The organism is Lacibacter luteus, from assembly GCF_004118265.1.
GTDB lineage: Bacteria > Bacteroidota > Bacteroidia > Chitinophagales > Chitinophagaceae > Lacibacter > Lacibacter luteus.
Map to the genome: position 1 here is coordinate 660572 of NZ_SDHW01000001.1, position 16196 is coordinate 676767.

12 protein-coding genes are annotated in these 16196 nt (G+C 40.9%); 2 read left to right on the top strand and 10 right to left on the bottom strand.

Going from position 1 to position 16196, the window contains the following annotated elements; translation table 11 throughout:
• Positions 1 to 2: 2 nt before the first annotated feature.
• The 4 genes from ESA94_RS02370 to glgB all read right to left on the bottom strand — a co-directional run bounded on the left by ESA94_RS02370 (position 3) and on the right by glgB (position 5299).
• Positions 3 to 1202: a hypothetical protein gene (locus ESA94_RS02370; protein WP_129129254.1), complete on the bottom strand. Its 1200-nt coding sequence runs from the start codon at positions 1200 to 1202 to the stop codon at positions 3 to 5.
• 53 nt (positions 1203 to 1255) lie between these two features.
• Positions 1256 to 2095, bottom strand: coding sequence for a type 1 glutamine amidotransferase (locus tag ESA94_RS02375; RefSeq protein ID WP_129129255.1), 840 nt, complete (start codon positions 2093 to 2095; stop codon positions 1256 to 1258).
• Positions 2096 to 2213: 118 nt separating this feature from the next.
• Positions 2214 to 3245, bottom strand: a complete 1032-nt coding sequence (locus ESA94_RS02380; protein ID WP_129129256.1) for a tetratricopeptide repeat protein — start codon at positions 3243 to 3245, stop codon at positions 2214 to 2216.
• Between the two features lie 104 nt (positions 3246 to 3349).
• The gene (gene glgB / locus ESA94_RS02385) at positions 3350 to 5299 is read right to left on the bottom strand and encodes a 1,4-alpha-glucan branching protein GlgB (protein WP_129129257.1); all 1950 of its coding nucleotides are present in this window, start codon (positions 5297 to 5299) and stop codon (positions 3350 to 3352) included.
• 168 nt (positions 5300 to 5467) lie between these two features.
• Here glgB and ESA94_RS02390 point away from each other — a divergent pair, with 168 nt between their 5' ends.
• Both ESA94_RS02390 and ESA94_RS02395 read left to right on the top strand, forming a co-directional pair.
• On the top strand, positions 5468 to 8236 hold the full coding sequence (locus ESA94_RS02390; protein WP_262708022.1) for an outer membrane beta-barrel protein: 2769 nt from the start codon (positions 5468 to 5470) through the stop codon (positions 8234 to 8236).
• A gap of 21 nt (positions 8237 to 8257) precedes the next feature.
• Positions 8258 to 8998: a GLPGLI family protein gene (locus tag ESA94_RS02395; protein ID WP_129129259.1), complete on the top strand. Its 741-nt coding sequence runs from the start codon at positions 8258 to 8260 to the stop codon at positions 8996 to 8998.
• A 78-nt stretch (positions 8999 to 9076) separates the two neighbouring features.
• Here the strand turns inward: ESA94_RS02395 and ESA94_RS02400 are convergent, their stop codons facing one another.
• The 6 genes from ESA94_RS02400 to ESA94_RS02425 all read right to left on the bottom strand — a co-directional run bounded on the left by ESA94_RS02400 (position 9077) and on the right by ESA94_RS02425 (position 16161).
• Positions 9077 to 9514: a DUF805 domain-containing protein gene (locus tag ESA94_RS02400; RefSeq protein WP_129129260.1), complete on the bottom strand. Its 438-nt coding sequence runs from the start codon at positions 9512 to 9514 to the stop codon at positions 9077 to 9079.
• 47 nt (positions 9515 to 9561) lie between these two features.
• Positions 9562 to 10089, bottom strand: a complete 528-nt coding sequence (locus ESA94_RS02405) for an RBBP9/YdeN family alpha/beta hydrolase (RefSeq protein WP_129129261.1) — start codon at positions 10087 to 10089, stop codon at positions 9562 to 9564.
• Positions 10090 to 10115: 26 nt separating this feature from the next.
• Positions 10116 to 11972: a glycoside hydrolase family 13 protein gene (locus tag ESA94_RS02410; protein ID WP_129129262.1), complete on the bottom strand. Its 1857-nt coding sequence runs from the start codon at positions 11970 to 11972 to the stop codon at positions 10116 to 10118.
• 40 nt (positions 11973 to 12012) lie between these two features.
• Complete coding sequence (locus ESA94_RS02415) at positions 12013 to 13338, bottom strand: MFS transporter (protein WP_129129263.1); 1326 nt, start codon at positions 13336 to 13338, stop codon at positions 12013 to 12015.
• A gap of 84 nt (positions 13339 to 13422) precedes the next feature.
• Positions 13423 to 14709 (bottom strand): glucose-1-phosphate adenylyltransferase, encoded by a 1287-nt coding sequence (locus ESA94_RS02420; RefSeq protein WP_129129264.1) that lies wholly within the window; start codon positions 14707 to 14709, stop codon positions 13423 to 13425.
• Positions 14710 to 14745: 36 nt separating this feature from the next.
• A complete protein-coding gene (locus tag ESA94_RS02425; protein WP_129129265.1) occupies positions 14746 to 16161 on the bottom strand; it encodes a glycogen synthase in 1416 nt (471 codons plus the stop codon).
• Positions 16162 to 16196: the final 35 nt, after the last annotated feature.

A 16196-nucleotide genomic window follows, 5' to 3' on the forward strand; every position in this document is an offset into this window, starting at 1 on the left:
CGTCAGACGGAACGTTCTACAAACGCCACACTACCTCCAACCCAGGTTTTGTCTTTGTTATAACGCACACCAATCATTTTCCCTTTGCTCATACGTGCAAGGTTAATTGCTGCATGCGGACGCTCATCGCCATCAGGCCATACATACATGATCCGGATTTCCACTTTTGCAGGATCGTCGGGTGTTTCCACCACATCGGCATATTGCACTTTCTTTTGCAGAATATAATTTTCAGGATCATTAATTGCATCAATATCTTCCTGCGTAACATCAATAATTACACCTTGCCCGGCAAATGAAAACAACGGTTTCAATACATACTTCGACAAATCATCTGGCAGTTGTTTGATCTCATTCAGGAAAAATGTTTCAGGGATGTAAGGATGTTGAATAAACGGCAATGTGAATTTGCTGATGCGATAAAACCAGTTGGGATGCGGCAACCATTCCACATCAAGATCCTGCGTAATATCCACTACATCGCCCAGCTTTTCTTTATTCGCTTTCAGATCGTCGAAGATGATGCGGTTGTAAATGCGCTTTACTTCTGTTTTTACACCATCCTTCATGTAGTAAAGCTTGCGTCCTTCCTGCATCAGTTTAGTTAAACAAACAGCTTCAATACCGATATAATCTTTGGTGCAGGAAAAATCAATTCTTGTTTTTTGTTCTTCAGGTTTTATTTCAAGCAGAATAACATTTTCTGTTGCATGCGAACCGATGATGAGTTTTCGCAGCAACTCGATATACGTTTCTTTTGTATACCCGTTTAAGAATTGACTGTAGTTAGAAGGGATATCAAAATGCCGTTGCACTACTTCGGGATAATACACCTGGAAACCAAACAAGGTTGGGAAACCCTGCATTTCGATCAACTGAGGCTCCAGTTCGCCCGCTTCATTCATGCACACACCAAAATCAAATGCGATCATGTGTGCTTGTTTGTTTTCGTTGGGTACTTTTTCTCCTGCCGGAATTGAACGTTCGGTTAACGAAAGAAAAGAAGGTTCACAAATAACATCTACAATGCGTTCGCATGCATCGATCATTTTTTGTGCAAAAGCTTTATCTACAAACACAGGTGTTTCGCTTACACGAAATTCAATATCTCCGGGATGAAGACTGTGCAGGTCTTTTAAGAAAGCCTCATACTTTTCAACAGTAAATGCATTGTTGAATGCTTTGCGTATTGCAGGAACCATAGAAGATGTTTTGTCTTCTAAAAGTATTTGATTTTATTTAAACAGGAAAGTGTTTACGCTTCTACCGCATATTGAGAAAAAACAGCACTGTGTAAAAAGTTGGGAAGTATATGCGAATAAGTGAACAGAATCTTATCCGGATCTTCAAGATGTTCGATCATGCTCTTCCATTTTTCGAACCCATGATTATCGATCACGGTTTTCTTTTTGTCTTCTTTCTGCAGGTACATGCTCATACCAATTGCATCGGCCTCGGGGTGAAACTGTGTACCGATCATGTATCGGTTAAAACGTACACCCATAATTGCACGTTCGAGCGGTATATGCGGACGTTCTTTTTCAATACACAATAAAGATGCTCCTATTTGCTTCAGGTATTTATGATCGGGCTGTATTACCTGGTAATCTCTGCTATCTACAGCATAGAACGGATCTTTCAAGCCACTAAAAACAGCCTCTCCTTCTATGCCTTCAATAATATGAACAGGAAAAACGCCAAAGGCAGTTGATTTGCGGGCACAAACATTACCGATCTTAAAATAACGGCAGGCTAACTGAAACGAGTGACAGATAAAAAACACCGGCTTTTTCTGATTGTTCAAGGGATTATCGTTCCAATGTTTTACAGAATCGATCCAGCTGAAAAAAACATTCTCCCATTCTGTGCCTTCGCTTTCCAATGGACTGCCGGGACCACCTGAAGAAATAAACAAATCGTACGACAGATCGGGCACTTCGCATTTACCACGTACATCAAATTCATCCCAACTCAAATCCAGTACGTTGATGTCGGCAAAACTGTTCAGTATTTCACGAATACAACGCATGCCCTGGTTCGCAACGCCATCATACATATCCAATATTGCAACACGTACCTGTTTTACTTCTGCCATAAACGGCAAAAATACCGAAAAATTGATGTTTGAACAGGCATACATCTATCCACAAATGTGAAAAAGCAACAGGCCGCTGATTTTCAGCGGCCTGTTGTTATATCAAGTTTGTTTGAGCTTACATACCCATATCCATTTTCTTTTGCTTCAGACTGTTTAACGAAGGATCTAATTCAATGGCTTTATCGCAAAGCATCATTCCTTTATCTTTTTGTCCCATTTTTTGGTAAGACATGCCAATCATGTACAATGCTCTTGCATTTTTATTATCGTTTTGCAACACCATATCCCAGTTGTCAATTGCATCTTTATACTTGCCGCCTTTGTAGAACGATTCGGCCAAAGCATAGCGAACAGTTAAGCTATGTGGTCTTTTTTCAAGCGATAATTGAAGATTTTCAGCCGCCTTTGCAAAGTCGCCGATGTTCATATAACAATAAGCAAGGCTCTCGTAATAATCCGCATTTTTTTGCCAGCCTCTTTCTGCAGCGAGCTGAAACGTAGCAATAGCATTTTTATCATCAGGAATTGAATAATAAACCATTGCCATCTCAAACACATAACGTGCATTTTTCTGATCGGCATTAGCTGCTTTCTGATAATAGGGAATGGCTTGCTTGTAACGCTCCATTTCTAAATAGCTGCGGCCAATGGTATAATACAACACCGCATTACTGGTATCTGTTTCCATGGCGTACATTAAACGGTTGATGGCTTGCGGATAATTTTCGAGATAATAATTACACATGCCGGCAATGTAATGCATGGGTTTATCCTTGTGTAACTTCTCCCATTTTTCGGTGAAGCTTAATGCATCCTGATGACGACCGAGATTAAAGTAAAGTGTTGCAAGTTGCTGAAATGTTTCTTCGTTGTTTGGTTCCAATCGATTCCAGCGGGTGTATGCATCAACTGCCTGACGGTAGTTACGGCTTTCAATACCATATTGCCCCATCGCTTTTAAGGCTTCAACATTCGATGTATCGTATTTGATTGCCTGTTCAAAAAGATTCAGTGCTAACTGAATACGACGCTCATTCTTAGCAGTAATTGCACGCTGCAATACGGCGTTTGAACTATCTCTGTTTTGTGCAAAAAGGGAAATACTGCAGGTAAGAAAGATGGTTGTTAGGGTTAACCAGGTTTTCATGGATTTACGGTTTTTGGATTTCGTGTAAAATTAGACATATTAAAGTTATTGCAAAGCGTAAATCTACTCGCATAAATCCTGCCATTTTTCCCATTTTTAAGGGTTTACTTTAAAATAATTGCCCCTAAAGAAGGTAAATGCACGTTCAACTCGTACCAGCCGGCTTGCCCATCAACTATTCTTACCTGTATGTCGGGATTGTATGTATCGCCTGTTCCCCAGAATTTTGCGTCGTTGCTGTTGAAAATCTCTTTCCAGCTTTGTTTCCCCTGCACATGTATCTTCCAGTCTTTGCGAACAACCGGAGTCATATTTAATATCACCAGAACATCGTTTGCAGCATCCTTTCCTTTGCGTTTGTACACCATTACCGATTCGGCTCCGTGGTTCAGATCAACCCATTCAAACCCATATTGGTTGAATTGGTTTTCGTACAAAGCAGGTTCTGCCTTTAATAGATTCGCCAACGCTTTTACACATTCCCGAACACCATTATGCGACTCGTATTGCAACAACTCCCACTGCAGTTCACTCTTGTAATTCCATTCGTTTGTAGCTCCAAACTCGTTACCCATGAACAGCAACTTGCCTCCCGGGTGCGTAAACATATAACTGTACATTAAACGCAGGTTGGCGAATTTCTGCCATTCATCGCCGGGCATTTTATACAGCATCGGGCTTTTGCCATGCACCACTTCATCGTGACTGAGAGGTAACATAAAATTCTCGTCGTAATAGTACATCATACTGAAAGTGAACTGATCTTGCTGAAACTGCCGATACACGGGATCTTGCTTAAAGTATTTCAATGTATCGTGCATCCATCCCATCATCCACTTCATACCAAAACCCAATCCGTCTTCAAAAGTAGGCTTGCTAACGCCGGGCCAATCAGTTGCTTCTTCTGCAATGGTTTGTACATCGGGAAAATCACGGAAGATGGTCTCGTTGAGATCTTTGATAAATGCAATTGCTTCCAGGTTACCATCGCCTCCATGCTCATTTGGCTCCCACTGTCCTGCTGTTCGGGAATAGTTCAATTTGAGCATTGAAGAAACAGCATCCACCCTTATGCCATCAATATGGTATTTGCGGAACCAATGCATAGCGCTGCTGATGAGAAATGATTTTACTTCGCCACGTTTGTAGTTAAAAATATAACTGTTCCAATCGGGGTGGTAGCCTTTACGCATATCAGCATACTCATAGGTATGCGTACCATCGAACATAAACAAACCATGTGCATCGTAAGGAAAATGCGAAGGCACCCAATCGAGAATAACACCAATGCCTTCGTTATGAAACGCATTAACCAATTCCATAAACTCCTGCGGTGTTCCGTAACGGGAGGTTGGTGCAAAATAACCCGCTCCCTGGTAACCCCAGCTGCCATCGAAAGGATGTTCCATGATCGGCATTAATTCCACATGCGTAAAACCCATCTCCTTTACATAGCTAACCAGGTGCTCTTTGAAAAACGAATAACTATGATAGATTTCTTCATTGTGCTTATCGGGACGCATCCAACTGGCAAGATGCACTTCGTACACACTCCAGGGCGCATCGAGTTTGTTATGCTCTTTTCGTTTATCCATCCACGTTACATCGCTCCATTCATAATCAAGTGCCCATGTACGGGAAGCAGTATTGGGTCGCACTTCCCAGAAGTTTGCATAGGGATCGCCTTTATCTAGCTTCTGTCCGGCATAACCATGAGTGTGAAATTTATACGACGCTCCTTTCGGTAAATCGGGAATAAACCCTTCCCATATACCGGAATTATCGAGACGTACAAAGAGCGGATGACTTTGCTTATTCCATTCGTTAAACTCGCCGAAAACCGATACAAACGTTGCGTTGGGGGCCCAAACTGCAAAATAATATCCTGTTGTTCCCAGCACTTCCATTAAGTGCGATCCAAACAATTCATCGCACCGGTAGTTTGTACCGTTTTGAAAATTGGCAATATCATCGCCTTCAAACCGGGAATAATTCCACACGGGTTTGGTTGTATCAACAAAATGATAGTCTTCGTATTTGCCGGCAGTTTGCATGTGTTAAGTTTAGTTGGTTCAGTTTCCTTACGAGAAGCCCAATTACACAGTTATAAAAAAACTATTGTCGTTTGTATGGAAATATACCACTTTAACATCTTTCAGGGAAAAACTCTAAGAAAAACATTTTAATATCGCAACCACTTATTATCATCAATTAAAACCATGATGTCACCAAAGCAACTACTACTGCTCGTATGCGGAGCATTTATCGCATTACAATCCTTTAGTCAATCAAACAAAATTTCAGGCAGCATTACCGATACCAGCTCGGGTAAAAAACTGAGTATGGCTGTAATCAGTTTGATACGTACGAAAGATTCCACCCTTTCGAAATTTACCCGAACCAACGAACAGGGCAGTTTTGAAATAAACAATCTCCCCGCAGGATCTTACATTTTCATGGTAAGTTATCCCGGCTATGCAGAATATGTAGACGATGTGCATATTACTGAAGGCAGTAACGTACAAAAGAACATCACCATCATTCCACGAAGTAAATTACTGGAAGAGATTATCATTCAACAAAAAGTAGCTGCCATTAAAATTAAAGGCGACACTACAGAGTATAAAGCCGATAGTTTTAAAGTAGGACCGAATGCAAGTGCCCAGGAATTGCTGAAACGACTGCCGGGCTTGCAGGTTAACTCCAAAGGTGAGATTACCGCACAGGGACAGAAAGTAGAAAAGATATTAGTGGATGGCGAAGAGTTCTTTAGTGACGATCCTGCAGTTGTTGCACAAAACCTGCGTGCCGATGTGGTTGACAAAGTACAGGTATTTGATAAGAAGAGCGAGCAGGCAGAGTTTACAGGTGTTGATGACGGGCAGAAAACGAAAACCATTAATCTTGAGTTAAAAGAAGATAAGAAGAAAGGCTATTTTGGTAAGATTGAAGCAGGCACCGACTTCGACCGTTACCGTAACGGCAAAGCAATGATCAACTCGTTTAAGAAAAAACAGAAAATTACAGCATACATTACACACAACAATACAACATTTGAAGGGTTGAACTGGAACGAACAACGCAACTTCGGCAGCAGCGGCAATACCAACATGGAAATAACAGATGATGGGGCAATGATGATGTGGAGCGGAGGCGATGATTTCAGCGGCGGACAAGGTTTACCTACTTCCACCACAGGAGGCATTTCTTATTTGAATAAATGGAACAAAGACAAAAATACCATCAATGGCAGCTACCAGTTTAACGATCAAAATGTGACAGGCCGTAACGGAAGCTTTACGCAAACACTGCTCGATGATTCAAGTTTCAGCAATACAACAACAGAAATTTTCAACAGTAATCGCCGCCGCAACAAGCTGAATGCAAATTACGATTGGCAAATTGATTCAAGTGCCACGCTGAAGTTTAAAGCAAGCGGTTCGTTGGTGAACAACAGCAAAACAAGCGAATATACCGGTATGTCTTATACCGATGACAACCTGCCCATCAATGACACCAAACGCACAACAACAACTGCGGGTGATAACAAAGACTTTACATCGGAGTTGAGTTTCCGAAAACGTTTAAAGAAAGCAGGCCGTACCATCAGTTACACAGGCAACTTCAGCAGCAATAACAAAACCGGCGAAGGTTTTCTTTTTTCTGAAAATAATTTCTACGATAAAACAGGTCAGTTTTTACGCAATGAAGATATTGATCAGAAAAAAATAAACAACGAACAGCAGCTCACGTTCCAGAACAATATTGTTTACACCGAACCGCTTTCTAAAAAATGGAATCTTGAACTAATCTATCGCAACAACTTCAGCCAAAACGATGCTGAAAGAAACACACTGGAGAAACCTGTGAGTAACGATAAGTACACAGACATCGTTGATACCCTAAGCAATCATTTCCTGTTTAGAACAAATGATCATACCGGAGGATTCTCATTCCGTTATGCAGGAAAAAAAATAACTACTTCGTTTGGCGCAGCTGTTGGCCGCACAAACTTCAACCTTGATGAATTGAACAAAGGAACCAACCGGAATATTTCTTTTACCAACTTATTGCCAAGAGCAAGTTTCCGTTTTGCTCCTAAAAAACAACGCAGTTTTACACTTAACTATAACGGCTCTACACAAAACCCGAGTCTGCAACAAATCAATCCCATCAGAGATAACAACGATCCGTTGAATATTACAATCGGTAACGAAAATCTGAAACAGGCCTTTCGTCATAATTTCTCATTCAACATGAGCGATTATAAAATTATCAAAAGCAAGAATCTGTATGCAAGCGCCAACTTCTCTTTTGTAAACAATGCCATCAGTAACTCAAACTATATCGATTCAATTGGCCGGCGTATTAATCAAACAATTAATACCAACGGCAACTACGGCGGAAATCTTTGGGCACATTATGGTTTTGAACTTTTTAAAGGTGTGAATTTCAACATCAGTACTAACTCAAACATGAGCAGGCTTGTAAACAAAGTAAACAACCGGCTTAACACAAGCGACAACTATTCAGCCGGGCTTGGTATTGGTCTCAGCCGCTGGAGCGACAAATGGATCAGCTTTAGTATAAATCTTCAACCGACTTATAACTATTCAAGATCATCTATCAGCAAAGCACGTGAAATAAAATACTGGAGTCTGAGCTCCTACCCATATCTGTCGATGCGTTTCAAAAAGCAAAAACTATATATCGATATGGAAAGCAACATTTCAATTTACCAGAAAACAGAAACGTTTGCCAACCAGCGCAATGTTGCTTACGTTACAGCAGCCATACGTCGCACTTTTACAAAAACAGATGCTTTTGAAGCAAAGCTTTCTGTAAACGATCTGTTTAATCAAAACCTGGGAGTAAGACGTAACATCAGCAGCAACTTTATTTCGGAAAACACTTTCCAGAACATCCGTCGCTTCTGGCTGCTTACACTTACATGGAACTTTACAAAAAACGGCAAACCATCAGAATTTTAAACCTTATTCAATTTTAAATACATGAAACATCTTTTAATATTCTTTTTACTTGCAAGCTGCAGTATTGTAAATGCACAAGTAAAGTTCATCAGTACCGGACATATTGAATATGAAAAACGCAGCAACCAGTTTTCGTATTACGATAAAGACGACGATGAGAGTCCGTGGGTTGTTGAAATGAAAAAAGCATTTCCAAAGATGGTAAGCGAAACGTACACACTCGACTTCAATGAAGAAAAATCGGTTTATAAATTAACCAAGGAAGATCCTGCAGGCAAATATGTATGGGGCCGTAAGCCAAGTGAAAACGATATAACGGTAAAGGATGTACGAACAGGACAAATATCGTTACAGCGTGATATTTTTGAACAAACTTATCTTATTAAAGACAGCATACGCAATTACCAATGGCGTATTACCAACGAAACAAGAACCATTGCAGGATTTGAATGCCGTAAAGCTGTAACGATTATCTGCGACTCTGTTTATATTGTTGCGTTTTATACCGATGAAATTACCGTTAGCAGCGGACCGGAAAGCTTCGGGGGTTTACCAGGCATGATACTGGGCCTTGCAGTACCACGTTTGCAAATGACATGGTTTGCTACAAAGGTTGAACTTAAAGAACCCACTCCTGCCATCCTTGCACCAAAACAAAAAGGTAAAACAGTAACATGGGCCGCTTATGAAAAGGATTTAAACAAAGCCATGAGCGATTGGGGTAAATACGGTGCCAAGGTTTTATGGACCAGCTTCCTGTAACAAAACAATCATCAGCATAAAAAAAGACAGAACATTGTTCTGTCTTTTTTTATTGTAAGAAGCGTAGTTGCTTTAAACTTATTGTCCTGTAAATTCCAGTTCGGGTATACCGGGATTTTTTGGATCTTCTCCATAGTTGTTTACAAAACGATTTCCATCGGTAAACAACCAAACAAGCATTAAAATTGGTCCAACAAGCGGTATAAAATACATTAAGAAATACCAGCCGCTTTTATTAAGATCGTGCAGGCGGCGAACTAATACAGCGAGGCTTGGTATAAGCATCCCCAGTGCAAAAATGCCAAGCACGCCCATGCCCAACGAACCAACTATTTCCGATTCGTTTAACATACCGCCGATAAAAAGAATGTAAAGAGGGATGTAAACAATAAAATTCACCAAAACAAAATTCCAGTATTCGGCCCTGCGTGCACGGCCATTGAAATTAGCGTAGTTTTTAAATACTACTTTTTTCCACCAGTCGAACAAATTGTAATTCGATTCATGTTTCTCCATGTTGTGTTGATTTTTGGTTTAGGATTAAATATTCTTTTAAAAATAACCTATTCGAACTTATTGACCAAAGCTATTCCATCATCCCACTTTCCATATCCGGCAACAGCATTAATATGCCCGGCATTACCAATGTTTACCAACTCGCTGCCCCAGTTTGCGGCAAAGAACATCGCACGTTGCAACAATACCCACTCATCGTTTTCGCTTGCAACAACAATTGTTTTAAAAGAAAACTTGTTTAAAGGAATTGGTGTAAATCCTGTGGCAGGAAATGTATATACCGGGCTTTCAATATCGCTTGGTGCAACAAGTAATGCAGCTTTTATAGTTCTGCCATATTTGGCAAACCAATGTGCAATGGCCGTGCAGCCAAGGCTATGACCGATCAACACAACTTCATCTGAATTATATCCGTTGATGGCAGCATCAATCGTATTGATCCAATCGGTACAATCAGGAGCATCCCACTCCTTTTGCTCAATACGCTTGCAATTGTTTAATGTTTGCTCAAAATATGTTTGCCAATGATCGGCGCCTGAATTACCAAGTCCCGGTACAATAAAATAATGCGTCATAAATGAAATTAAGTGTCGGTCATCTGTTATTTCAGCTCCAGCACAAGATTGGAAACAGGCATCAGTTGTAATTCTTTCTCCAGTTTAAATTCTATTCCTGCAGCAACATCAACAGCAGAACGATAACCATTCATGCGTTCTGCAAAACGGGAAAGATCGATGGTCTTCGGTTCTGCATTCGTATTCATTACACACATCACCGTTTGTTTGGCATCGTAACGGAAGTAAACATATACACCATCAACAGGAATAAACTGCATCAGCTTTCCTGTTTTGATGGCTGATGATGTTTTACGAAAATTAGCCAGTCGTTTAATGTAGTTGAACAGTTTGTTTTCTTTTTCGGTGCGCCCTGCTGCAGTAAACTTATTCTCTTTATCGCCGTCCCAACCGCCGGGAAAATCCTGGCGCACATAACCATCGTTGGGCGAAGTAAATCCTGTCATGAGAATTTCATTGCCATAATACATTTGCGGAATACCACGGAATGTAAGCATCCATGCAAAAGCCATTTTGTATTTCGAGGTATCTTCTCCCACTACCGAATAAAAACGAGGCAGGTCATGATTGTCTAAAAAGATCACCTGGCGCATCGGGTCTTTGTAAAGAAAATCCTGCGCTGTTGTTGTATACAGTTTATTTACACCGTCTGTCCATCCAAACTTTTCGTTACATGCAGCTTTTATTCCATAAAACAACAGTTGAAAATCGGTAGTTGCCTGTAAATTACTTTTGTAAGGAATTGTGTATTTGTTTTCGCAAAAGAAACTTTGATTAGGCACACCATGCACCCATGTTTCGCCAAAGATGCTGATGCGTGGATATTCATCGTACAACGCTTTGTTGCACCTGTTCATAAATGCAAGATCGTTGTACGCATAGGTGTCGATGCGCCATCCGTCAATACCAAATTGTTCAACTGTCCACAATGCATGCTGTATTAAAAAGTTTTGTACAAACAGATTGCTTTGATCCCAATCGGGCATTGAGGTAACAAACCAGCCATCGCTCATAATTTTCTTATCAACCATTGCGGCATAAGGATCGAAGAGCGCCTGATCTTTATAATTTGTTTGTGTGAATTTTGGCCAGCGATGAAACCAGGTGCTGTCGGGCTGATCTTTAAAAAGAATATGATCAATCCCTACATGGTTATACACAGCATCCTGAATGATCTTAATACCTTTTGCATGTGCAGCGTTAATTAAAGTGCGGTACGCTTCATTGCCGCCTAAACGACGATCTACTTTATAATGATTGGTAAACGCATATCCATGTTCGGTACGTTCGGCCATATCGTTTTCGATAATGGGGTTTAACCAAAGTGTAGTAACACCAAGATCAGTAAAGTAATTGAGATGATTTTGAATTCCTTTTAAATCGCCGCCATGACGGTTGAATACAGTATCTCTGCGAAGGGTTTGATCTTTCATACCCGGCACACGATCATTTGAAGGATCGCCATTGCTGAAACGATCGGGCATGATGAGATACATGAGATCGGAAGAGGTGGCACCATTGGCATAACTTGTTCCATTGCCTTTGCGACGAGGCACCAGATCAAATTCAAAATTTGACTGTTTGCCGTTTGCATTAACAGAGCGGATACCGATTGTTCCCGGCTTTGCTGTTGCAGCAATACTTATATCAAGTATAACATAGTTGCTGTTGCTGAACTTATTTACTTTGTTTAATGTAACACCGGAATAACGGATAGCAAAGCCACTATGTTTGCCAACATCATTACCACGGATCATCAACTGAATTTTATTGTACTTCATACCAACCCACCAGTTGGATGGATAAAGCTCATAACTGTTTTGTGCAAATGAAAAAGTTACTGCTGTTAACAGTAACTGAAGGATAAAAAGTCTTTTCCGCATAATTGAAAATCTTAGAGAGTCAACAGAAATAAATTGAAAGCTAAAGCCGTTGCCTTTGTTCTTTTACAAAAAGAAAACAGATGGTCGCAGCCAATATCATTAATCCACCACCTATCTGTACAGCCAGTAAGCGATCGTTATTTAAAACGTTCCGCATCAGCCAGCCAAAGCCAAGCGAAGCAATAATTTCGGGCAATACAATAAAGAAATTGAAAATACCCATGTAGATGCCTACTTTTTCCTTCGGCAGCGAACCACTTAACATGGCATAAGGCATACTTAAGATGCTTGCCCATGCAATACCAACGCCCGTCATACTCACATACAACATGTATTTGTTTTGTACCCATGCTACGCTTATTAAACCAATAGCACCTGCAAGTAAACAAAGTGCATGTGTAAGTTTTCTTCCTAACTTATCGGCAATAAACGGTAACACCAATGCAAACAAAAACGTAACAACACTGTAGTATGAGAGTGTTAAGCTGCCAAAGTCGGCACCTTCTGCATAAACAGGATCGCTTGCATCTTTACCACCAAATACATTTACAGCAACGGCAGTGGTGTAATAAAACCACATGAGGAATAAACCGGGCCATGTAAAGAATTGCACCAGCGAAACAATCTGCATGCGCTTAGGCATATTGCGTAATGCGTGCAAAATCTCACTTGCACCTGTTGCAAAACCACCTTTCTTTTCTTCATCCTTTTTAATGCCTAATTCTTCAGGCGAATATTCTCGTGTGGTAAACACCGTGTATAAAACAGAAGCCAGAAAAAAGAATGCGCCGAGATAGAACGACCATTTTACATTTTGCGGTATCTCTCCTATTGCAGCTGTGTTTTGCAGTTTAAACACGTTCCGCATGATCCAGGGTAGAGCCGATGCAATACTTCCTCCTAAACCAATCATTAAGCTTTGCATAATAAAACCACGGTTCACCTGTGAGTCGGGTAACTTATCTGTTACAAATGCCCGGAAGGGTTCCATTGATACATTACCAAACACATCGAGCACCCATAACAAACCTGCAGCCATCCACAATGCACTGCTGTGCGGCATTGCAATTAATGCAATGGAGCTTAAGATGGCACCGATCATAAAGTAAGGACGACGACGCCCCCATTTCGGATGCCAGGTATTATCGCTCAAATAACCGATGATGGGTTGTACCAACAAACCGGTTAACGGAGCTGCAAGAAAAAGAATGGGAACTTCATCGGGATTGGCACCAAGATTTTCGTAAATACGTCCCATGTTGGCACGTTGCAAATCCCAGCCGAACTGGATACCAAAAAAGCCAACGCTCATATTGATGATCTCAACAATACTGAGCCTTGGCTTTGAAACAGAAATATTCTGCATAACAATCATTCATCTCCCGTCCCGGACGAAAGATCTGTTTAAGTTCATAATCAATAGTCAACAAAAACTTTCCGGGAAGAAAGTTTAAATCACAAAACCGTCCGGTAAAATAGCGCCCTTCTTCACCACTACAATGCCATCTTTCACTGTGTACAATGAATGATCGGTATTAGGTAAATGATGACCGCCATTAATACGCACATCGTTACCAATGCGGCAGTTTTTATCGATGATGGTATTTTTGATGTAACAACGTTCGCCAATACCAATTTTAGGAATACCTCTTTCTGCAGCGTGTTTCATTTCTTCAAGTGTTTCGAAATAATCGCCACCCATAATGTAACTGCTTACAACAGTAGTACCATGACCAATGCGTGTACGAATACCAATTACACTATTCTCTACTCTGCTTGCAAGAATGATAGAACCTTCTGCAATAATTGTTTTCTCTAATGTGGTACCGCTGATCTTTGCAGGAGGCAGCATACGTGCACGTGTGAACACAGGCTTTGTATTATCAAACAAATTAAAATCGGGTATCTCCTGTGTAAGTGCAAGGTTGGCTTCAAAGAAAGAATAGATGTTACCAATATCCGTCCAGTAACCATCGTACTGGTAGCTTGCTACTTTATATTTTTCAATAGAAGCAGGCATAATTTCTTTACCGAAATCTGTAGCATCTTTATACTCGTTCTGTAACTGATCGATGAGTAGTCGTCTGTTGAAAATATAAATACCCATTGATGCAAGATAGATGCGGCCTGCACCACGCATTTCATCGCCTGTATCGCTTACCCAATCACTTAAAATATCTTTCTTCGGTTTTTCAATAAACGAAGTGATCATACCCTGATCGTCCGATTTCAGAATACCAAACTCGGGAGCTTCACGCTCTGCTACAGGAATTGTAGCAATGCTGATATCTGCACCACGTGCAATATGATCTTCGAGCATTTGCTGAAAATCCATCTGATACAACTGATCGCCGGAAAGAATGAGCACATATTCTGCATCGTGTTGTTCAACATGACGCAAACATTGGCGTACCGCATCAGCTGTACCCTGGTACCAACCCGGATTATCAGGAGTTTGTTCTGCAGCAAGAATATCAACAAACGCATTGCTGAACATGCTGAAGTGATACGTGTTTTTAATGTGTTTGTTTAACGATGCTGAATTGAACTGCGTTAACACAAACATGCGGTTAATACCCGAGTTAATACAATTTGAAATGGGAATATCAACCAAACGGTATTTACCGGCAATAGGTACTGCGGGTTTACTACGGCTTGCTGTTAACGGATATAAACGTGTGCCTGCGCCTCCACCAAGGATGACAGCAAGGGTGCTCTTTGCGGGAGATTTACTCATAGAAAGTAGTTTAAGTGTAAGGGGCCTGTTCTAAAATTATCGCAAACTTTGATACAAAGCAAGATATTGTTGCACACTTGTTTCCCAACTGAAATCAAGTTGCATCATTTGTGCTCTTGCTTTAGTAAATAAAGATTTATCACTATACAAATCGCATGCACGCCAAACTGCATTGCATACATCGCCAACAGAGGCATTGTTAAACACAAGACCATAACCGTTTTCTTCGGCTATGTCTTTTACCGTATCACGCAAACCTCCTGTATTACGTACCAGCGGCACCGTACCGTAACGCATCGAATACATTTGATTTAAACCACAAGGCTCCACTCTGCTTGGCATTAAGAGAAAGTCAGCTCCGGCATACATGAGGTGACTGAGACCTTCGTTATAACCGATATAACAACTGTAATCGTTTTGCGATAAAGGCATCATACCGTTTAAACGGGCTTCTACATCGGGTTCGCCACTGCCGAGAATGAGAAAGTTCATCCGGCGACCAATATAGTAAAACGAATCACCAATAACATTCGGTAACAGATCGGCTGCTTTTTCCCCTACCAATCTTCCAATAAAAACAAATAGCGGTTTGTTTACGTCCAGGCCAAATGTTTCACATAGCTGGGCTTTATTTTTTGCCTTGCCTTCTTCAACAGTTGCCAGAGAAAAATCGTGTTTAATGTAAGTATCCGTTTCCGGATTCCATACCTGCGTATCAATTCCGTTTAAGATACCCACACATTTTCCCTTCTCATATTCAAACAAAGCTTCAAGACCATTGCTCATGTACTTCAGCTCGTCGAGATAACTATTACTTACAGTTGTTACTTTACTTGCACACTTTATAGCACTTGCCAATGGATTAATGCTGTTACCCCATTCCAGCATGCCACGTTTCCAATCGTCGTACGGGGGAAGAAGTGTACTCTGCTCCCATGTCATCCAACCCTGGTATTGTGCATTGTGAATAGTAAGTACAGTAGGAATAGACGCAAGTGCATTGTAACGGTAACAATGCTGCATCATAAACGGAATCAAGCCTGCATGATAGTCGTGTACATGCACCACATCGGGTTTAAACTGCCAGGAAGCAATCCAGTCTACCACGCAAACCTGGAAAGCAGTGAAGCGTTGCACATCATCATCGTATCCATAGATCTTTTCCCGATCGAGTAAGCCATTTATATCAACGAGGTAAAGACCAAAGCCCAGCTTGTTTGTTTTTTCTTTGATGATGGTATAGTCAAAGAAATAGTCGCCAATATTGGTGTAGCCTTTATGCACTACATCAAAATCGTTGTTGTAAAGAAATTTAGTACGGTACATCGGCATTACCACTTTGGCCTGATGACCTGCATCCTGCTGATATTTGGGTAAAGCTCCCACCACATCGCCTAAACCACCGGCTTTTGCCACGGGGTAACATTCGGCACTAACATGAAGTATTTCCATTTGGCAAGAATTTGTAACTGTTTGATGACCTGAAT